At 69.6% G+C, this 19,465-nt stretch carries 16 protein-coding genes and 1 pseudogene; 1 reads left to right on the top strand and 16 read right to left on the bottom strand.

The window, feature by feature from the left end:
- Window positions 1-270: 270 nt before the first annotated feature.
- The 13 genes from AC08OT_RS09550 to AC08OT_RS09610 all read right to left on the bottom strand — a co-directional run bounded on the left by AC08OT_RS09550 (window position 271) and on the right by AC08OT_RS09610 (window position 13,800).
- A complete protein-coding gene (locus AC08OT_RS09550; RefSeq protein ID WP_476602734.1) occupies window positions 271-465 on the bottom strand; it encodes a hypothetical protein in 195 nt (64 codons plus the stop codon).
- Window positions 466-473: 8 nt separating this feature from the next.
- Window positions 474-1,574, bottom strand: a complete 1,101-nt coding sequence (locus tag AC08OT_RS09555; RefSeq protein ID WP_476602735.1) for an aminoglycoside phosphotransferase family protein — start codon at window positions 1,572-1,574, stop codon at window positions 474-476.
- A gap of 239 nt (window positions 1,575-1,813) precedes the next feature.
- Window positions 1,814-2,617, bottom strand: a complete 804-nt coding sequence (locus tag AC08OT_RS09560) for an alpha/beta hydrolase (RefSeq protein ID WP_476592652.1) — start codon at window positions 2,615-2,617, stop codon at window positions 1,814-1,816.
- A 918-nt stretch (window positions 2,618-3,535) separates the two neighbouring features.
- Window positions 3,536-4,147, bottom strand: coding sequence for a superoxide dismutase (locus AC08OT_RS09565; protein ID WP_462187230.1), 612 nt, complete (start codon window positions 4,145-4,147; stop codon window positions 3,536-3,538).
- A gap of 387 nt (window positions 4,148-4,534) precedes the next feature.
- A complete protein-coding gene (bfr, locus tag AC08OT_RS09570) occupies window positions 4,535-5,014 on the bottom strand; it encodes a bacterioferritin (RefSeq protein WP_476592651.1) in 480 nt (159 codons plus the stop codon).
- Between the two features lie 384 nt (window positions 5,015-5,398).
- Complete coding sequence (locus AC08OT_RS09575; protein ID WP_476592650.1) at window positions 5,399-6,082, bottom strand: AIM24 family protein; 684 nt, start codon at window positions 6,080-6,082, stop codon at window positions 5,399-5,401.
- Between the two features lie 89 nt (window positions 6,083-6,171).
- The gene (locus AC08OT_RS09580) at window positions 6,172-6,750 is read right to left on the bottom strand and encodes a DUF5134 domain-containing protein (protein WP_476592649.1); all 579 of its coding nucleotides are present in this window, start codon (window positions 6,748-6,750) and stop codon (window positions 6,172-6,174) included.
- A gap of 53 nt (window positions 6,751-6,803) precedes the next feature.
- A complete protein-coding gene (locus tag AC08OT_RS09585; protein WP_476602736.1) occupies window positions 6,804-7,010 on the bottom strand; it encodes a hypothetical protein in 207 nt (68 codons plus the stop codon).
- 150 nt (window positions 7,011-7,160) lie between these two features.
- A complete protein-coding gene (gene pruA / locus AC08OT_RS09590; RefSeq protein WP_476592647.1) occupies window positions 7,161-8,912 on the bottom strand; it encodes an L-glutamate gamma-semialdehyde dehydrogenase in 1,752 nt (583 codons plus the stop codon).
- Window positions 8,913-8,998: 86 nt separating this feature from the next.
- Window positions 8,999-9,928: a proline dehydrogenase family protein gene (locus AC08OT_RS09595; RefSeq protein WP_476592646.1), complete on the bottom strand. Its 930-nt coding sequence runs from the start codon at window positions 9,926-9,928 to the stop codon at window positions 8,999-9,001.
- Window positions 9,929-10,045: 117 nt separating this feature from the next.
- On the bottom strand, window positions 10,046-10,405 hold the full coding sequence (locus tag AC08OT_RS09600; RefSeq protein ID WP_462187236.1) for a DUF742 domain-containing protein: 360 nt from the start codon (window positions 10,403-10,405) through the stop codon (window positions 10,046-10,048).
- Between the two features lie 66 nt (window positions 10,406-10,471).
- Window positions 10,472-10,876 (bottom strand): roadblock/LC7 domain-containing protein, encoded by a 405-nt coding sequence (locus AC08OT_RS09605; RefSeq protein WP_476592645.1) that lies wholly within the window; start codon window positions 10,874-10,876, stop codon window positions 10,472-10,474.
- A gap of 155 nt (window positions 10,877-11,031) precedes the next feature.
- Window positions 11,032-13,800, bottom strand: a complete 2,769-nt coding sequence (locus AC08OT_RS09610; protein ID WP_476592644.1) for a sensor histidine kinase — start codon at window positions 13,798-13,800, stop codon at window positions 11,032-11,034.
- 507 nt (window positions 13,801-14,307) lie between these two features.
- Between AC08OT_RS09610 and AC08OT_RS09615 the strand changes: the two genes are divergently transcribed.
- A complete protein-coding gene (locus AC08OT_RS09615; RefSeq protein ID WP_476592643.1) occupies window positions 14,308-15,690 on the top strand; it encodes an ABC transporter substrate-binding protein in 1,383 nt (460 codons plus the stop codon).
- Window positions 15,691-15,767: 77 nt separating this feature from the next.
- On the opposite strand, the gene AC08OT_RS09620 is transcribed toward AC08OT_RS09615, so the two are convergent.
- The 3 genes and pseudogenes from AC08OT_RS09620 to AC08OT_RS09630 form a co-directional block, all read right to left on the bottom strand.
- Window positions 15,768-17,702, bottom strand: a complete 1,935-nt coding sequence (locus tag AC08OT_RS09620; RefSeq protein WP_476592642.1) for a DUF7800 domain-containing protein — start codon at window positions 17,700-17,702, stop codon at window positions 15,768-15,770.
- A 244-nt stretch (window positions 17,703-17,946) separates the two neighbouring features.
- A complete protein-coding gene (locus AC08OT_RS09625) occupies window positions 17,947-18,240 on the bottom strand; it encodes an HNH endonuclease signature motif containing protein (RefSeq protein ID WP_476592654.1) in 294 nt (97 codons plus the stop codon).
- Window positions 18,203-19,389: pseudogene (locus AC08OT_RS09630) on the bottom strand (DUF222 domain-containing protein). Before AC08OT_RS09630 ends, AC08OT_RS09625 begins: the two are co-directional and overlap by 38 nt.
- Window positions 19,390-19,465: the final 76 nt, after the last annotated feature.

The following is a 19,465-nucleotide window of genomic DNA, read 5'->3' on the forward strand; positions in this document are numbered from 1 at the left end:
CGCCCCACCGCGCTCGCGGGCCGCCCGGGCCACCGGGCTCCCCACCGCCACGGCGACGACGCGCGGTCGCCCGGCGACCGGCCGAGGGGGCTCCCCAACTCTGCGCGGGCGGCGGCGACGTTACAGTCGTCACGGCGACTAAGCGTACGCGCTTCACCCCGATCCGATTACTCTAAGCAACGACGGGGGGCTCGTATCGCCGGAACCAGCGGGAACGCTCCTCAGCGCGGATCACTTCCCGGTCCGGGTCGGGTGTCCGGATCGGCTGCGTCAGCGGGACCGCACCAGATCCGCGGCCGTCTTCTCAGCCAGCGCCGCGATCCGGACAAGATCGTCGGGACGGGCGGAGGAGATGTCCAGCACGACGGTCTTGCCGTGTATCAGCGCCTCTCGCGCGCGGCACAGCGCCCCCGCCCACGCTTCCGCCCCGGCCCCGTTCACCTCCACGCCTACCCCCACGCCCATGCCCACACCTACGCCCACGCCCACGCCCACGCCCACGCCCACGCCATCCACATCCTCGGCGGGCCGGGAGACGGCGATGGCCTGCTCGTCGCTGATCGACCCCTCAAGGACGAGGCGGACGCGGCCGCGGCGCAGGTGGTCGAGGGCGATCGCGGCCAACCGCGCCGCCTGCTCGGCGGCGCCCGGCTCACCCTGGTTGTGCCGCAGACAGGCGATCTTGGCGTGGACGACCGCCTGGTAGGCAATGTAGAGTGATGGTCCAGCGACACCGGATGCGTCTCGGCGGAGAACTCCCGGTACCAGGCCAGGAACCGGCGCGCCTCGTCCGGCGCGCCGAGCCGCTCCAGGTCCATCGCGAGGCACGCGGCGTCGGCCAACACGTCACCGATCCGGCCCTGCCGGTCGGACGCCAGGCAGTCGATCACCCGTACGCCGTCGGACAGGCAGAAGACGTGGTCGGCGATGAGATCGCCGTGACCGTCCCGGATCCGGCCGGCCCGCCGCTGCTCAGCCAGCAGCGGAGCCCGCCCGGCGAGGTAGCACAGCGCGAGTCGCTCGATCTCGTCGACGACATCGGCGGCCAGGACCTCGCCGCGAAACGGCGCGACGGCGCGCAGCAGGTCCAGCCAGCGAGCCTGCATAGCCGCCAGGCTGCCCGCCGCACCGATCCGGGCCGAGGTCTCGCAGCTCTCGTGGAACGCCGCGAGTCGGCGCGCGAGGTCACGCAGCTGTGGATCAACCCACCCACCCCGCTCGACCAGCGTCGTCAGGCGGCGCGCGACGGGCAGCCGACGCATGACGACCATGTGATCGCGCAGGAGGTCGGCCTCGTCGCGGACGTCCGCGACGGCGAGGTACACGTCCGGCGCCAGCCGCCGGTTGAGGGCCACCTCGGTCTGGCAGGCCTCTTCCCGCGCCTGCCGCCGTCGCAGGTCCACGGATCCGGCCACGACGGGTTTGGGCATCTTGTAGACCCGCTCGCCCACGAAGAACAGCAGCGCGGTCGTCGTCTCCACGGTGTGCAGCGTGGGGGTTGGCCCGCCGAGGAAACTCGGCGGAGCGGGAGGGGTCAGAGCGGTCTCAGCGGTCAGAACCTCTGCGGCGAACATGATCTCTCCCGGAGGGAACGGAGAGTAACAGGGAGTAGACGACGGTTGGCCAGGACCCGCAGGGGTCCGGCGGCGGTGTCGTCAACGGTGCCCTGCCGGGACGGACCAGCCGATCCGCCGGATGTCACGCCCGGATGGCCGTTCGGCCCTCACCGAGTGGGCCGAACGGCCGTGCCGAGTATGCGGGCGGCGACGATCGCGACCCGCTGCCGGCTCCGGGCCGGCAGGCTCGCCGGGGGTCAGGCCTCGCGGAGGGACTCCAGGAAGAGCAGGGTCCGCGCGGCGACGCTGCGACGCCCCGGACCCGTCAGCACATCGTGGCCGCCCGGGACGACCACGAGCTCCGCCCGGGACGCGGTGCGCGTCGTCATCCGGATCAGGGGTAGCGGGCTGACCTTGTCCTGCGCACCGTGGATGAGCAGGATCGGGAGGTCGGGCAGGGCACGCGGCAACGGTTCCTCGATGGCCACCCCCGCGACGGGAACCTGCAGGAGCGGCAGGCCGACCAGGATCACACCGTCGGGGCGTACCGCAGGGGAGGCGGCCATCGCCAGCGCCGCGAGGGCCCCCGTGTCGGAACCGAGGAGGACGAACGGGACGCCCGGCACCCGGTTCTCGGCCACCGCGGGCACCCGGCGGCCACCGTCGGGAACGACGGTCACCAGGTAGCCGTCCAGCGCGAGCCGATCGGCGAGAAGGTGGAACGGGCCGGCCTGCTCACCGCGCCCGAGCAGCACCGCGACCACCGCGCGCACATATTCCCCGGGTGCCCCGCCGGAGGCGGGAGAGGGCGCCGGGAGCCGACGCGTCAACGGAACCGGGATCGCGGCCGGGACGGCAGTGGAGGCCGGAGAGACGATCGACGCCGGAGAGACGGTGGGTGCGGTGGGTGTCGCGGCCGGCCTGCCTGCGGTTGGCGCGACGGAGCTGCCCCGCTGCGGACCGACGATGGCGCGGGCGCGGGACTGCCTGCCCGCCGCGGACGAGGTGGGCGAGGCCATCCGTAGATCATCGACGGACAACTGAGTGGTCGGCGACGGCATCGGCGCCAGATCTCCTTCGGACGGAACGGATCGTCGCGGCAGGCGGGCCGGACGTGCCGCGGGCGCGGCGTCGAGGCGACATCAATCGTTGATCTCGCCTCGGAGACCAGGAAAGGGCTTGAAGACTAGGAAAGGGCTTGAAGACTCGGAGAGGGCTTGAAGAGTAGGAGAGGGAAGGTGTCCGGCCCGCCGATGATCGGTCCGACGGCCCGGCGACCGGAGTAACACGCGGCTGCCGCCCGCCACGAGGCGAGGACAACGGCGGCCTGGACATCGCGGCGGCCGTGCTCGCGAGTCGTACGGGGTGACCAGCAGCGGCGACGGGTGGTTCTTCGACGGCGGTACCGCTGCGGTCGGTCTCGGGAGCCGGCCCCTGGGAAACGACCACCTGCCGCACGTCGCCTGCCGGCGAACGTCAGGAGCCCACCGGGAGGCGGAGGATGCCGGACCGCTGGCCGCCCGCGGCCGGGACGGATCGCTCGGCTCGGGGCCGCCGGCAGATCAGCGACAACGTCGCCAGGACGACGGCGACGGGAGGATCTCGGACTGGCGTCGATCGGGCCGGAACACGTCCACGAACATGTCTACTACCCTGCGTAGCGAGAAGGGAAGCCGTCAAGCCGTTCACGGTGTGTCGTATATCACTCCACGACACGCCGGCCCGACGCTGACGTGACGTCGACCGAAAGGTGTCCGGTCGGCCAGACCGGCGGCAAGGCCAGCCGGGAAGCCGGCCGCGAAGCCGGTGACCGGACCTCGTGGACCCCGCCCCGAAACACCGGAAAATGACGACAAGGGCACCGCCGGAGGCGCTGCCCTTGTCATGATCCGCGCACATTGTTCGTGCACGTTTAATGATCAACTATTTCGGTTCTCCGGGCACGGTCCTGTGCGTCGGGGAACCAACCCGCACCACGGTCAGGCCGCCGCCGCGCCCTTGGCCTTCACGAAACGGGCAGCCACGTCGGCCCAGTTGACGACGTTCCACAGGGCCGCCACGTAGTCGACCTTGACGTTCTTGTACTGCAGGTACCAGGCATGCTCCCAGGCGTCGAACACGAGCAGCGGGGTGTTGCCCACGCCGACGTTGCTCTGGTGGTCGTACACCTGCTCGATGAGCAGACGCTGCGCGGTGGCGTCGTAGGCCAGGACGCCCCACCCGGAGCCCTGCACCGTGGTGGTCACCGCGTTCAGTTGCGCCTTGAAGGCGTCGAAGGAACCGAAGTCGGCGGCGATGGCCTCACCGAGCGCACCGTCCGGCTTGTCCCCGCCGTCCGGCGAGAGGTTCTCCCAGTAGATCGAGTGGAGAATATGCCCGGAAAGGTTGAAGGCGAGCGTCTTCTCCAGGCCCACGATGGCACCGAAGTCGCCCTTGTCGCGCGCTTCGGCGATCTTCTCAAGAGTGTCATTGGCACCCTTGACGTAGGTCGCGTGGTGCTTGTCGTGGTGCAGTTCGACTATCTGCCCGATAATGGACGGTTCCAGAGCACCGTAGTCGTAGTTCAGGTCCGGCAGCGTGTACGTCGCCACTAGCGCACGATCCTTTCCATTCATAAGGAATTCATCCGAGGAGTCCCGTGCGGAGCTCTCGGAGGTCAGATGGGCGGTGCGGTGGAGCCGGCGGCCACCCGGAGCGGAGGGGGCGGATAGGACCCGGCGATGCTCATCGGCCCTCCCCCTCCTCTCCCGCGGCACCGCCTCGACGGCACCCTGTGGACGGTCGGCTTCGCTGCTGCAATCCTCCGCGCGATCCCCCGACTGGACACTATCGCCAGTCGGATGGGGCTTGCATGGCGAGACCCGACACCATGACACTCAAAGGATCGACCCGTTCGCAGCGCCAACAACAGTGCGTAACGGCGAGGAAACGAAAACGGGATTACTCCGCCATTCCTCGCCACCGCCCATTACCTTCCGCTACTCCTCATGGATCTGTTGGGCGAGGTAATGGGCCGCACCAAGCTGGGAGATCAGCTCCAGCTGGGCGTCGAGCCAGTCGATGTGCTCCTCCTCGGAGACGAGGATCCGCTCGAGGAGCACGGCCGATCCGACGTCGCCCCGCTCCCGGCAGAGTGCGACCCCCCGGCGCAGCAGGTCAACCGTCTCGAACTCCCCGGACCGGTCCACCTCGAGCTGCTCGGGCACCGTCTCCCCGATACGCAGCGTGTGCAGACGCTGCAGGTTCGGCAGACCGCCGAGATACAGCACCCGCTCGATGAGCTGATCCGCGTGCTTCATCTCGTCGATCGACTCGTGATAATAGTGCTCGGCGATCCGCCGATATCCCCAGTTACGTTGCATACGACTGTGCAGAAAGTACTGGTTGATGGTCGTGAGCTCGTTCGTCAGCACACTGTTCAGAATTTCGATGATTTCCACGTCACCACGCGTCACCATATGACCTCCACCTCCTGTCGGACATCGCCGGCCGGACGCCGCTCGTCATCATACCGAGGGAGTGCCCCGTCCCGCACCGCTTGATCGACCCGCCGTGGCGCCTCAACCAGCGGCGATGACCTCCGACGGTCCGCGCGAGCCGACAGGCGGAACCTCCAGCGGACAGCACATCACACGGATACGGATTTCGCAGCGAACCTGAACCCACACCCCTCACATCCGCCTGAACGTAAATGCAGGTAAGGTTTACTGTAAGGTAGAAATCCCGCACGGAGGAAGCGCGCGGGAAGCGTGCGACGGACCGTCATAATCATGGCGTCATTTCCCCGCGACGACTTCGTGCCGGCCCGGCGAGCCCCTGCCGGCACGCTTCCGGCAGTCGGTTCAGTGGCGATCGGTGGCGGTCCCGGCGGCCGGCGTCTCACCACATTGGACGACGACGAATCCCCCCCGGCCGGAGTACTCGATCTGCGCGAGCTCCCCCGAGCTACGCCCCATGAGGTTGCCTATCTTGAACGAGGAGACCACCCGGGTACGTATGCCCGCTGTCCAGGCGACCGCGGCATCCCGGTCGACGCAGACCGGCTCGTCCGTCGACAACACCAGGGGAGCGCCCAGGCACAGCACGGCGACGCCGCCGCTGCCGGAAACCTCGGTGTTGAAGATCCCACCGGCGATCATGGCGCCGATGCCACCGGACGTCGTGGTGACCTTGTAGCGGATGCCGGACTCCAGCGCGAGCAGGCTGCGGCCGTTGACCGTCAGGCTGTCGTTGTCGAGCGTGAAGACCGAGATGTGGCTTCCGGACTCGGCGAACCAGACGCTTCCGTGGCCGGCGACCCTCATCAGGTCCTGGCCCTCACCGGTAACCGCCCGCCGCAGGAATCCACCGACTCCCTGGCCCTTGTAGGCGAAGTCGACGCGGCCGCGATAGGCCACCATGGCTCCCTGTTTGGCGTACATCTCGCCGCCGTCGAGGCGTACCCGCAGCATGCGATCGCCCTCTTCCAAGGCGAACGGGGGGCCCGCGGCGGGGCCCCCCGCGAAGGTCGCGAGTGGCTGGCTCATGGCCTCGATTCAACGCCCATCCACACCCGTTCGGGCCACACCGGTGGGAATACCGACGGGAGTATGGCGGGTAGACCGGCACCCGCCCGTCAGAGCAGCATCAGCAGCATCGCGCCGGCCATGACCAGTCGGGACGTGGCCGATGTCACCGGCGGCGTGTGGGTCGCCCAGCCCGGTCTGACCCTGCGGACCAGCGGGCCACCGATAGCAGCCAGCACCGCCACAGCGAAGATCACCGCGAACCAGTCGGTCAGATTCGTCAGACCGGTCGAATCACCGACCGGCCACCTGTCCGCTCGGGCCATGTACGCCATCGCCAACCCCTCGATGACGAGCATCGAGCAGCAGGACCACCGCGACGGCTCGCAGGTCGGGTCCGTCAGGACAAGAAGGAAGAAGACGCCGGCCAGCGCCAGATAAGCGACGGCGAACACCACCGACGACGTCATCCAGCGTGGGCCGACGAACATGACGACCATTCCCGCGGCCACCACCGTGTGCCCAATCTCGGCCGGTGGGTACACGGCCCTCCGCCGGGCTCGCACAAGCGCGCCGGCGAGACGTCCGGCGTGGAACATCGCCAGCAACGCGCAGGCGACCGCGGCAACGACGGCCACCGCCTGTGGTGGGGCCAGTGCGTACGCCGCTGCCGGGTGGTGGTGTGTCACCGATCCGCGGGTTCCCCCGTCCAGGCTCCCGTCCAGTTACGGCACGTCGCACGTCAGCTCACGCCCAGGGCGAGTTCGGCGTCGACCAGTGCGGTGATGCTGCCGGCACGGGCCTCGTCGACGATGGCCTGGAGCTGTTCGACACTCATCTGGATCCGCTGGCCGAAGTCATCGGTCAGCACGATGCGCCGCTCCGCCGGAGCCTCGTGGTCGACGAAGAGCTCCGGGCAACCACAGTTGCATTTTCCGCAAAAGGTCAAAATGTGACGTTCGCGAGTAGATCCGGACATGCCGTCTCCCGGGGTAGCGGACCAATCAGGAATATCAGTCTAAGATCCTCTTAGGGAAACGTCTGCGCGTTTACCGGATTCCGGGGGCACGGACACGGGGCGCAGTCAGGGCGCCCGCAGTCAGGGCGCGCGGTCAGGGGCCGGGGGACCCCCGGCGGAGTCGTCCGGCAGCCCACCCACGACACCACCGGACGCGCCACCGGACGCACGGTCGCCGGTCACGCCAAAGGCCCCGGGCCCCATGTAGGGATACACGTGGTCGGCAGGCGGAGCGAGATTCTCCTTGATCACCCGTGGGCTGATCCAGCGCAGCAGGTTCTGCGCGGAACCGGCCTTGTCGTTGGTGCCGGAACGGCGAGCGCCGCCGAACGGCTGCCGGCCGACCACGGCCCCGGTCGGCTTGTCATTGATGTAGAAGTTGCCGGCCGCGAAGCGCAGCACGTGTTCGGCGCGGGCGATCGCCGAGCGGTCGGTCGCGACGACGGCACCGGTGAGCGCGTAGGACGAGGTCCGGTCGATCAGTGTCAGCACGTCGTCCCAGGCCCCCGGCCGGTTGTCGTCGTAGACGTGAACCGACAGGATCGGGCCGAACAGCTCGCGGGTGAACCACTCCCGCCCGGGATCGGTGCCGAGCAGCACCGTCGGCCGGACGAACCAGCCGACAGCGTCGTCGCACTGTGCCCCGGCGAGAACGGTGACGGTCGAATCGCTGGCAGCACGGGTGCATGCGGCGGCCAGGCGATCGTAGGCGCGCGCATCGATGACCGCACCGGTGAAATGGTCGAAGTCGCTGACGTCCCCCACCGACAGTGCCTCGGTCGCGGCGGCGAGTTCGGCGTCCAGGCGCCGCCACAGGCTTGCGGGCAGGTACGCCCGGGAGGCCGCCGAGCATTTCTGGCCGCTGTACTCGAAGGACCCCCGCAGCAGCGCGGTACGCAGCACGTCAACGTCGGCCGAGGAATGCGCCACCACGAAGTCCTTGCCACCGGTCTCCCCGACGATCCGCGGATAGGAACGGTAGCCGTCCAGGTTCTCGCCGACCGCCCGCCACAGCCGGGCGAAGACGGCGGGAGAGCCGGTGAAATGAACGCCGGCCAGATCCGGGGCGGAGAACACCACGTCGCTGACCGGTTCACCCGAACCGCCGACGAGGTTGATGACGCCGGGCGGCAACCCCGCCGATTCCAGCAGCCGCATCAGGAAATGCGCGGCAAACGCCTGCGTGGGAGCCGGCTTCCAGACGACGGTGTTCCCCATCAACGCCGGCGCGGTCGCCAGGTTCCCGGCGATGGCGGTGAAGTTGAACGGGCTGACCGCGTAGACGAATCCCTCCAGCGGACGCAGATCCAGCCGGTTCCATTCCCCGGCCCCGCTGGCCGGCACGTCGGCCAGCAACTCGGCGGCGAACATCACGTTGAACCGCCAGAAGTCGATCAGTTCGCAGACGGCGTCGATCTCCGCCTGTTGGCAGGTCTTCGACTGGCCCAGCATGGTGGCCGCGTTCAACGTGTCCCGCCATGGGCCGGAGAGGGCCTCCGCGGCGCGCAGGAGCACCGCGGCCCGTCCCGCGAAACCCAGATCCCGCCAGCCGGGGGCGGCCTTCTTCGCCGCGGCGACCGCCTCGGCCGCGTCCGCGTGGGTGCTCTCTCGCAGCGTTCCGAGCACCCGCCGGTATGCATGAGGCTGCACGACGTCGCGGGCCGGGCCGCCGCCGAGATGCTGGTGTCCCCCGATCGTGTTGGTCAGCTCGATATGCTCACCGCCCAGCCGGAGCAGGGCCCGCCGCAGACTAGCACGTTCCGGGCTACCCGGGGCGTAGGAACGGACCGGTTCGTTACGCGCGACCGGAACCGTCACCGGTCCGGTCGCCACGCGCTCTGCTTCGTCCCGCCGCACGCTCCGTCCCCCGTCCAGCCGGCCCGCGTCTCAGCCGGCCCGCATCTCAGGCCCACCGCATCTCAGGCCCGACTCCGGAGCGCGCGAGCGGCGAGCAGCAGGTTCGTGGGTCTCTCCACCAGCCGCCGGGTCAGGTACGGCACGCAGTCCGCCCCGTAGGGCACATACACCCGCACCGTGGCCCCGGTCGACGCCAACCGCCACTGCTCGACCGGGCGTACCCCGTACAGCAACTGGTATTCGAAGGTCGCGGGCAGGCGTCCCACGTGCTCGGCGAACCGGCCGGCGAGGTTCAGGAGGGCGGGGTCGTGAGTGGCAATCATGGGATAGCCCGATCCGGTGAGCAAGATTCCCAGACAGCGGGCGTACGCGGCGGCGACAGCCGGACGTCCCTGGTGGGCTACGGCGGGCGGTTCGCGGTAGGCGCCCTTGCACAGCCGCACCCGTGACCCGGCGGTGGCGAGGTCACGGCAGTCCGTCTCGGTGCGCAGAAGCTGCGCCTGCAGGACGGCGCCGACGGAGGGGAAGTCCCGACGCAGCTCCACCAGGGTGTCCAACGTCGAGTCCGTGGTGGTGTGATCCTCCATGTCCAGGGTGACCGTCGCGTTCGCCGCCGCTGCCCGCGCGCAGATCTCGGCGGCGTTCTCGTACGACAGCTTGCGGCCGTCGCGGGGCACGGCCTGACCGAGCGCAGACAGCTTCACCGAGACGTCGAGACCGGCGGCGATCCCCGCGCGGTCGGCGAGGTCGAGCAGCCCGAGGTAGGCCAGCAGGGTGTGGGCCGCGTCCTCCGCACGGGTGATGTCCTCACCGAGCAGATCCACCGTCGCCAGGAGGCCGAGGTCCGCAAGTCCGGCTACCGCGGCGACCGCGTCCGCGTCGGACGGGCCGGCGACAAAGCGATCGATGATCCCCCGGGCAAGGGGGGTACGTGTGACGAGCGCGCGGGTGAGCGGATGGCGGGACACGGGAGGCATCAGCTTTTGGATCATATCGATCGTCCCCTGAGGCGACGTGACAGAATAAGCGTGATCCGAAGCTTCACGTAAGCTCGATGCTCTGTCCAGCCTAGCGGCGCGGAATGCCGCGCCGGCTCAGAGCGCGCCGGCTCAAAGGCGACGCAGGCCGGCGAGTACCCGGTCGAGCAACTCGAGCTGCGGGGCTCCCGTCGGCATGGTGAGCTGGGAGATCTCCACCAGGCGGTCCGCCGCCGCGTCGGCGACGAGCACGCGGACTACGCCCACAGGCAAACGCAGTTCGGCCGCGATCTCGATCACCGACTGAGGCTGCACGCACATCGCGACGATCGACTTCTGTTCGAGAAGCAGGACCGGCAGCCGCCCGCGGCCGAGCGGTGTCGTGGTCACCATGGCCTCGAGCGCCAGCAGACGGGACGGGCGCGCCCGGCCGCGGGTCGCCGTGTACGGCCGCACGAGCTCGCCCGACGGCTCCACCGCGTCCCCGTTCACGTGATCACCTGGTCACCTGGTCATGGGGTATGGGGTCATGGGGGATGTCACCTGGTGGGCACCTGGTCACACATTTTCGCGGCGGGCCGGGGTGAGCGCCTCCCGGGTCCGGGCGACGAGCACCGTCATCTCGTACCCTACGAGCCCGATATCGCAGGTGTTGGTGGCGAGCACGGCCAGATAGGACCCCTCCCCGACGGCCATGAGCAGCAGCGAACCCTGGGCCATCTCGACGATGGTCTGGGTGACGTGGCCGCCGTCCACGAAGTCGGCGGCGGCCAAGGTCAGGCTGAACAGACCGGACGCGAGGGAACTCAGCCGTTCCGCCCGCTCACGCGGGAAACCAGTGCAGACGGCGAGAAGATGCCCGTCCGAGGACGCGACGATCGCATTGGCCACACCGGGCACGAAGTCGACGAAGTTGTTGATGAGCCAGTCGAGCGAGGGATTCTCGGGATCCGCGCGGGTCACGCGTCCTCCAGACTATGCGAATCAGGGGGTGCGAATCAGGGAGTGCGGTGTCCGCGCGCAGGCAGGAGGGATGCGGATGGTCATCCGTCGCTGCCAGGCTCGTCAGGGGTCTCCCTTGACACCACGAGCATGGTGAACGCCTTCGTACAGTCGGCTCAGGCGGCCGCGGATCCGTTCGGGCGCCACCGTCTGCTGTTCCGGGGCCGGCGTGAGCGCCGCTGCCGAGCCGAAAAGGTCGGGGCCGGCATCGGGGGGCGAGCGGTCGCGGACCTGGACGGGGGCGTGCCCAACGGGTCCGGACCGAGGAGCCCGTGGGTCTGCGGGGCGCGGATCGGCAGCCCGGAGGGGGTCCTGGGACCATCTGGCCCGATGGGGGGATGGTCACTCACCGCCGCTTCGCCCGAGCCCGATACCCCACCGACGGTTACCGCCCCGCCCGACCGCGCCGCCCCACCGGCCGCGGGTGGCTCGAGGGACGCGGATGGCTCGAGGGACGCGGGTGGGATGCGCACCGCGGAACGCGACGGTGCCGGATCTCGCGTGAACCAGTTGAACTTCTCCTCGGAGGGCTCGGAGGGCTCGGGCGGCCGCGCCGCGGCGGCGCGCATCCTTCTGTCCGCCCCACGCTCGCGCCGACGACGGAGCGCGGCCACCGCCTCCTCGATCGGAGGCAGGACGGCCCCGCCCTCCGATCCCGTGGCGGCGCCCAGACGCGACCCGCCACCGGCCTCGGCCACGGTGGACGAGTCGGCGTCGTCGGCGAGCTCGTCGACGACGCCAAGATCGACACCGCGCGGCCGGAACCACTCCTCGGTCGGTGTGTAGGAGGTGTAGGAGCCGAGACCGGCCGGCAGCGTATCGGGACCGCCGAGCGACCCCGCAGGCCCCGCAGGCCCCGCAGGACCCACAGGACCCACAGAACCGGTAGGACCCGCAGAACCGGTAGGACCTGTAGGACCGTGACCGTTCAGGCCCGTCGCACCGGGAGCCGCTAGGCCGTTGCCACGAGGCGCGGTGCCACGAGGCGGGATGCCCGCGACGAACAGCACGGCAGGCAGATGGACGAGCGCGCAAACCCCGCCGGTATCCGAGCGTGCCAGCCGCACCGCGATGTCGTGCCGCGCGGCCAGGCGGGCCACGACGAACAGGCCGAGGCGTTGGGCGATCGAGAAGTCGAACACCGGAGGCTCGGCCAGCCGCTGGTTGGCTGCGGTCAGCTCCTTCTCCGACATCCCGAGGCCGGCGTCGTCGATGATGATGATGAGCAGTCTGCCGTCGTCGAGGCGGGACGCGGCGAGGTCGACCGCGAGGTATGGCGGGGAGAACTGGGCGGCGTTCTCCAGTAGCTCGGCGACGAGGTGGACGACGTGGTTGACGGAGTCGGCGGCAACCTGCACCTCCGGCACCTCGATGATCTGGATCCGTTCGTACTGCTCGATCTCGCCGATCGCGGCCTGCAGCACGTCACCCAGCGGTACCGGACCCGCCCGGCGCCGGCCCGGTCCAGCCCCCGCGAGCACGAGCAGGTTCTCGCTGTTGCGGCGCATCCGGGTCGCCAGGTGGTCAAGCTTGAACAGGTTCTCCAGCTGGAGGGGGTTCTCCTCGGTGGCCTCCAGCCGGTCGATGAGCGCGATCTGCCGTTCGATGAGGCTCTGGCTGCGCCGGGACAGGCTCAGGAACAGGGTGTTGACGTTGCGCCGCAGGCCGGCCTGTTCGGTAGCCAGCCGCACCGCCTCGTGCTGCAGCTCGTCGAAGGTGCGCGCGACCTCGCCGATCTCGTCACGGGAGTCGATGGCGATGGCGATGGACCGGATCGTCGTGTCGACCTGGTCCGGGTACGCGGTTTGCAGCTGCTCGATCAGGTGGGGAAGGCGCTCGTGGGCGACGTCGAGGGCGCCCGTCCGCAGTCTGCGCAGGGGGCCGGTCATCGTGCGCGCGATCGCCAGCGTCCACACGATCGCACCGACCATGATAGTGATAATCAGCGCGCCGAGGATGGCGGTCCGCTCCCAGGCGGTGGAGCGCAGCTCGCTCGCGGACCCGATGACGTTGTCGAGCAGTCCGGTCTCGACGGTGCGCAGCAGCTCGATGTGGGTGGTGCTGGCCGCGAACCACTGGTCGGGATCGATGCCGAGGTCGGGCAGTCGCTGACGCTGGACGGCACGGTCGGGGGTGCGCTTGACCGTCAGCAGCGCCTGACCGTTGACGATCTGATCGTAGCGGATCCGGTCGCTGGGGCGGGCTGCGGCGCGGAACGCGTCCTCGGCCGTCTGTTCCTCGGCGAGGAGACCGGACATCCGTTCGGCGGCGCCGAACTCGAACCGGCCGGTGAGTGCCGTGGCGTAGAGCTGACCGCGGATCTGGGAGTTGATCTCCTTGATGGTCGACAGGTCATTGAGGACCATGGTGGAGTAGCGGAGCTCGTCGTCGTTCCTGTCCTGCCCGATCCGGCGGTCGAAGGCGAGCAGGCGGCTGATCGTGGTCGAGTACTCGCTCAGGATCGCGCCGATGGGCAGCTTCCCGCCCCGGACGGCCTGGCGCAGCGCGGGCAGTGCGGCGATGCTCTGCCGCACCTGCGCGGACAGCGGGGAGGCCCCTCGGCCGAGACAGCCGGAGGAGGACCTTAGCGAGGCCTGGAAACGGGTCAGCGCCTTGTCCACAACACGCTGCTCGGTGTTCAGCCGGTCGGCCAGCGCCCTGCTGGTCGGGTTGGCGCCACGCCCACTCATGATGAAGCCCGCGGCGAGATCCCGCTCGAGCTGCATCTCGTGCACCGCCGCGGTCACGTCCCGGCCGAGTTTCGCCGCGGTCACCCCGTGACCGTAGCTGGCGGCGTCGGACAGCCAGGTCACGCCGGCGAGAATCGCCACCGCCAGGAAGGCCGCCATGGACACCGCCAACGCCGCGAAGAGCTTCCCGCGCACGGGGAGGTCGTGCAGGCGCGGCCGCCGCCACGGACGCGATCGGAACTCCCCCGCCCCGGTCATGGCCGCGGCGGCGGTCGGAGCCGTAGCGGTCGAGGCCCCCGCCGAGTGCCGCCGACGCCGCACCGGGGATAGCTGCTCCCGGTCCCCGGGTGTGCCCGCGCCACGATGCCGGCCCTCGACAGAGGACCCCGGCGGGTCATCCGTCGCGACCCGCCTTCTTCCCGGCTGGACCACGAGATCCGTACCTCTCGCCCTCTCGGATCGCCCTCTGGAACTGTCCCGCCAGGCCAGTCCCGGCCCCGGCCGGCAAAGACTATGCCTTGGCCTGCAAAGGCCATGTGGGCGCCCGATGCCGCCGCCGGTGGGGTCGCCTGACGATCGGCCCCGTCAATCACCCGCGCTGCCGGGCAGCCCGGCTGCGGTTGTTGCCCGACAAACAACTAGTGTCGCCCCTGGCCACTGCCAGCTTTCGCTCCTCACCGAGCCGGGCATGCGGGGAGCGCGATGATCCACGGGTTTCGAAGCACGGTCGCGGGCCTTGCGCTTCTCTCCGTAGTCGCGCTGGCCGCCTGCGATGGCGGTGGCAAAGCCGAGCCGGCCCGAGTTTCCGGCGAGGTCAAGATCGGACTGCTCGCCCCCCTGACCCAGGGCAATCCCGAAACGGGGCGTGACGCACAACGCGGAGCAGAGCTCGCCAGCCGTCTCATCAACGCCGGCGAAAGCTGGGCGGGCGACGAGACCAGAGGTGCCTGGGGGCCATCCGGCCGGACCCAGCTTTCTGTTGTGACATTGGACACAAGCAGCGATCCGCGCCAGGCCGCGGACGTCACGTCACGCTTAATGACCAACCACGGTGTCGTGGGCATCGTCGGCGCGTTCACCCCGGACGCCACCCTGGAAGCCAGCCAGCGGGCCGAACGCCTGCAGATCCCGTTCGTCAACGGAGGCCCGCCGCTGACGGCGCTGACCGAACGTGGGCTGAGCTGGTTCTTCCGGATCGGACCCGACGCGGCCGACTACGGCGGCACCTTCCTGTCCCTGCTGCGTGACGCCGAGCAGCCGGGCCAGGAGCGCCGACGCGTCGCCCTGCTTTACACCAACGACGCCACCGGCCTCGATATGCAGGCGACTGTGGCAGAGTTCGCCGAGGAGACCGGTTACCCGGTCGTGGCGAGCGTGGCCTACCAGCCGGGTACCGGCCAGCCGGGTACCGGCGATCTGGCCGCCGCCGTCGGCGCCTTGCGAACCGCTGCACCCGACGTTGTACTGACGAATATTTCTCCCAGCCAGGGCGAAATTCTGGGAAACACTTTCCGGGATGGTGGGTACATACCACCCGCGGTTGTCGTGTACGGCGACCCGGCGGAGGCCGCCCGACTCGCCGCGGTTCCCGAGTTCGCCGATCGGGTCAGCCGTCAGGTCGCCTGGTCGATGCCCATCGCCCGGGCCAATCCGCTGGCCGCGAGAGTAATCGACCGCTATCTGCACGATTTCGGGGCGCCGATGACCGAGGATGCGGCCGAGGCCTTCACCGCCGTGACCACGATCGCGCAGGCAATCGACGACGCGGGCAGTGCGGATCGTGAACTGGTCCGCTCCGCGTTGACCGCCCTGAATCTACCCGCGAGTTCGACCATCATGCCGTGGAACGGCGTCCATTTCGACGGAACCCACCAGAACACACTTTCCGCAACAGCGATCGAACAGGCCACCGGTACGACGTTCAGAACCGTCTACCCCCGCGACCTGGCCACGACGACGGTCAGGTGGCCCGCACCGGGGACGGCCGTGACGACTGTCGGACATCCGTCATCGGGGGCGACCTCGGGGGCGACATCGGCGTCACAGTCGACGCCAGGGACCAGGACCAGGACACGGAACGAGTAGGTATCAAGTAGGTATATCAAGTAGGTATACGGAACGAGTAGGTACGCGGATCGTTCTCCGCCCGGCCCGTCCACGGATCACCTCGCCGGCGCGAGATCCGCCACCAGCACCGGATCGAGGCCGCCGGGGGTGCCGTCCGGCTCGGTCTTCTCCAGCCGGAACCGGGCCGCGCGTCCGTCGAGCTCGAGGACGGCGAGCTGACTGTCGAACCAGGGTCCGTGGGTGACCGTCCACCGGATGGACCGGCCCCGCACCCCGGCAAGGCGGGCGAAGGCCGCGGAGAATGCGGCTAGCGGAGCGCGCCGGGAGATCGCGTCGACCCGCCGGATCGCCGGACCGAGCGGGTTGCGGAACGGCGAGCACACCGCCTGCCACACTGGGCTCGGCGCCGTGGCCGCGGCGGTGAGGTCGGACTGCGCCGGGAAGTCGGCACGGGCCAGATAGGCGTGGTGCACGTCACCGGACAGCACGATCACGCTGGCCGGCGCCGGACCGCGTTCCCCCGCCGAGATAGACCGAAGCAGCTCCGCCATCGCGGCGAAGGAGGAGCCGAAGGCCGACCAGTGTTCGAGGTCGAGGGCCTGGCGGACCCGCTCGGCCACGGCCGCGGCCCGTCGGCCCCACCGCCCGCCCGCAATCAGCTCGCTGGCCGCCTCGACGTTGTGGATCGTCGGTGTCAGCAGGAACGGGACGGAGGTGCCGAGCAACAGGTGATCCACCTCGCCGTCGTGCAGGGTCTGTTCCCGCACCCACTCCCACTCGACGGCGTCGATCATCGCCCGCGAACCGTCGGGGGACACCACCCGTGCACACCGGGAGTCGATCACGATCAGCCGGGTCCGACCGAGGTCCCATCGGAAACTCCATCGCACCGCCCGGCCTGCCGGTTCGCCGTGGCCCTCAGGCTGGGCACCCTCAGGCTGGGCGACGGCACGGGGACCGACCCGGCCATCGGCCGCGGCAGTTCGCCCCGCGGTCACGTCGGGGTGGTCTGCCGCCTCGTCAGCCCGTCGGGCGAACGCACGCAGCACCTGCTCCGCCACGCTAGCCGGGGCGGCCCCGCCCTCGGGCACTGCGGGGGTTCCCGCCTCGACCACGGCCCGGAACACCGGATCACACTCCCGGACGGCCGGGACCAGGTTACCGAGGTGCTGGTAGAGCCAGTAGGCCATAATCCCGCCGGTGACGCGTGCGTCCCACCACGGCGCGGCCCTAATCTCCGTACGCCATGCCGCGGAGATGTTCCAGTCGTCTCGCACATCATGATCGTCAAAGATCATCGCCGTCGGGACCGTTGACAGTAACCAGCGGATGTCCGTCTGCGACCACGCCTCCTGGTACAGCCAGGTGTACTCCTCGAAGTCGGCGATCTCCTCCCCCGGCGGGACGGTGACATCCCGCCGGTCACGAATCCGCGCCGCCGTCTGCGAGGAGACATGATCGGCATAGACCTGGTCACCGAGCAGAAGCAGGACATCCGGCCAGGAGGCGGGGTCGTGCGCGGGCAGTTCCAGGGCGAGGGCGTGCAGCGCATCCGTGCCGAGTCCACGGCTGTCCTGATCGGCGTTCAGGGTGTACGGCTGCTCCTGCGGCGCGGTCACCCGGCAGGAGCCGAAGACCAGCCGCAGGGGCCCCTCGTCCTTGACGGGACGCAGCAGGCTCGGCGGCCTGCCCGGCTCCGGCCAGACCCGCACCGCGCCGTCGGTGGGCGGCTCGGACCCGACCGCCGGCCCTCCGGGCCCGGGACCCGTCAACCACACCTCGTCCGTCAACCACACCTCGTAGGGAACCGGCTCTCCCGGCGTCAGGCCTTCGACCACGACGACTGCGTAGTGGTGCCCGGCCACCTCGAAGGTACGGGCCTGCCCAGCCGGCGGGTCGAACGTCGCACGTGCGAGTGCGCCACGCGGGACCCGGACCTCGACATCACAAGCAGCGTCGACCTCCATCCACAAAGTGACACGCGTTGCCTCGGTGTGCCGGTGGATGGGGCCGAGGAGCAAACGAGTCATTCGCCCACTCTCGTCCAACGAGACGAACGCACGTCCGGCTATCGCACGGCATGGATAGCGTGTTACTTAACGACCACACTCGGCTGATCGCCTTCAGGCGACGGCGCCACGCGAGCCACTCCAGGAAGTCGGACGACAGGCTCGTCGTGTAGCGCTGTTCACGGCAGCGCGAGCGAAGATATTCTGGAGATTTTTGAGCTGGGCCTTCAAACTCGGGCCTTCCTTCCTTCAGCTAGGAGCCGGTCTATCCAACTGTTGCCGCACGGAGGAGATCGGAGGTATGTCGGCTGTAGGGGTTGCGTCGGGGTGTCTGGTCGGAGTCGACCCAGGGCAGGGGGATGAATTCGGGCCGGCGATCGTGGCCGATTCGGACGATCCAGCCGTGGTGGTGGATGAGCCTATGATGATATCCACACAGCAGTACCAGATTGTCGAGTGAGGTTCTTCCACCGTCTATCCAATGACGAACGTGGTGAACTTCGCACCATGACGGCGGCCGATCACACCCCGGGAATGAACAGCAGACGTCTCGGGCGATGACGGCGCGGCGTAGGTCCGCGGGTGCGGTGCGGTGGGCCCGTCCGACGTCGAGGGGGACGCTCGCCGCATCGAAGACGACGCGGGTGACCGTGGGCGTCACAGGCCAGGCGGCGCAGGACACTGGCCGGCAGAGGTTGACCCCAGCTGGTGGTGGCGGGCGTACCTCCCTGGCCGAGTAGTGCCGTCCAGGGGACGGTGACGGTGAGGTGAGGGCGCACGCCGCCGGTGACGGGCAGAGCTGCGGTGGTGAGGGTGCGGTGAAGGAGGTCGACGAGGGCGTCGGCGCGGCGCTGTGCAGGTGTGCGGGGGTCGGGGTGCCGTCGTCGGCGGGACGGGGTTTGGCCAGCGGGTCGAGTGCGCTGCGTAGGAGCGCGGCGGCTTCGGCGTCGAGTTCGCCGGTGATACGGGTGGTGCCCCCGGGCAGATCGATGATCCACAGGCCGCGCCGATCCCCGGGGGCGTCGCCCGAATCCTGGTTGCCGTTGCCCGGGTTCTGGTTGTCATCGCCGGCCGGGCCCCCTGCGGGGCCGGGAGACGTGCCGGAGTCGGCGCCCTCACGGTCGCCGTTCTGGCTGCCGGTGTTGGCGGGGTCATCGCCGCCGGGGCTGGTGTCGATCCGGGTGAGTTGTTCCCGCAGGTGCCGGCCAAGACGGGCCAGTTCGCGGGGGTCGAACATCCGGGCCAGCTCCAGCAGGGATGCCTCCGCCGCCGTGTACACCTGCGCGTCCAGGTCGCGGGGGAGGGAACGGATCGTCGTGCGGACCTCGACCGCCTGCTCGACCGTGATCGCGCCGGCGGCCAGGGCCGCACCGGTGGCACTCAGCGGTCCGTCCACGGCCAGGGCCAGATCGACCAGGCGTTGGGCATCCCCCGGCCGGATCCGCAGCCGTTCCCGCAGCAGCGCCGCGGTGCTGGTAGCCCCCTCCCGCACGGCCAGGTTCCGGCCGTGGGCCTCCCGCACCAGCGCGAGCCGCACCGCGGCCAGGCGGGCCAGCTCCACCGAACAGTCGTCCAGGGCGCCGTACAACTCGGCATCCGACAACGACCACACCGGCGCGTCCAACAGGCCGCCGACCTGCTCGGCCACTACCGCCAAACCCAACAGCACCAGATGCTGCCCGAGGGCCGGGCCGGCAGTGATGGTCATGGATCAAGTGTAGATCACACAACCCCCAATGTCGAACTCATATTCGATTACCGTAACTAGGTGCTGTGGTCCTAGG

Source organism: Frankia sp. CgJB1, from assembly GCF_977947065.1.

Bases quoted from the DNA above. Each gene is read 5' to 3' on its own strand.
- AC08OT_RS09555 (WP_476602735.1), bottom strand. From the start codon at position 1,574: ATGTTCGCCGCAGAGGTTCTGACCGCTGAGACCGCTCTGACCCCTCCC.
- bfr (WP_476592651.1), bottom strand. From the start codon at position 5,014: ATGGTGACGCGTGGTGACGTGGAAATCATCGAAATTCTGAACAGTGTG.
- AC08OT_RS09620 (WP_476592642.1), bottom strand. From the start codon at position 17,702: ATGACTCGTTTGCTCCTCGGCCCCATCCACCGGCACACCGAGGCAACG.
- AC08OT_RS09615 (WP_476592643.1), top strand. From the start codon at position 14,308: ATGATCCACGGGTTTCGAAGCACGGTCGCGGGCCTTGCGCTTCTCTCC.
- AC08OT_RS09595 (WP_476592646.1), bottom strand. From the start codon at position 9,928: ATGATCCAAAAGCTGATGCCTCCCGTGTCCCGCCATCCGCTCACCCGC.
- AC08OT_RS09575 (WP_476592650.1), bottom strand. From the start codon at position 6,082: ATGAGCCAGCCACTCGCGACCTTCGCGGGGGGCCCCGCCGCGGGCCCC.
- AC08OT_RS09550 (WP_476602734.1), bottom strand. From the start codon at position 465: ATGGGCGTGGGGGTAGGCGTGGAGGTGAACGGGGCCGGGGCGGAAGCG.
- AC08OT_RS09560 (WP_476592652.1), bottom strand. From the start codon at position 2,617: ATGCCGTCGCCGACCACTCAGTTGTCCGTCGATGATCTACGGATGGCC.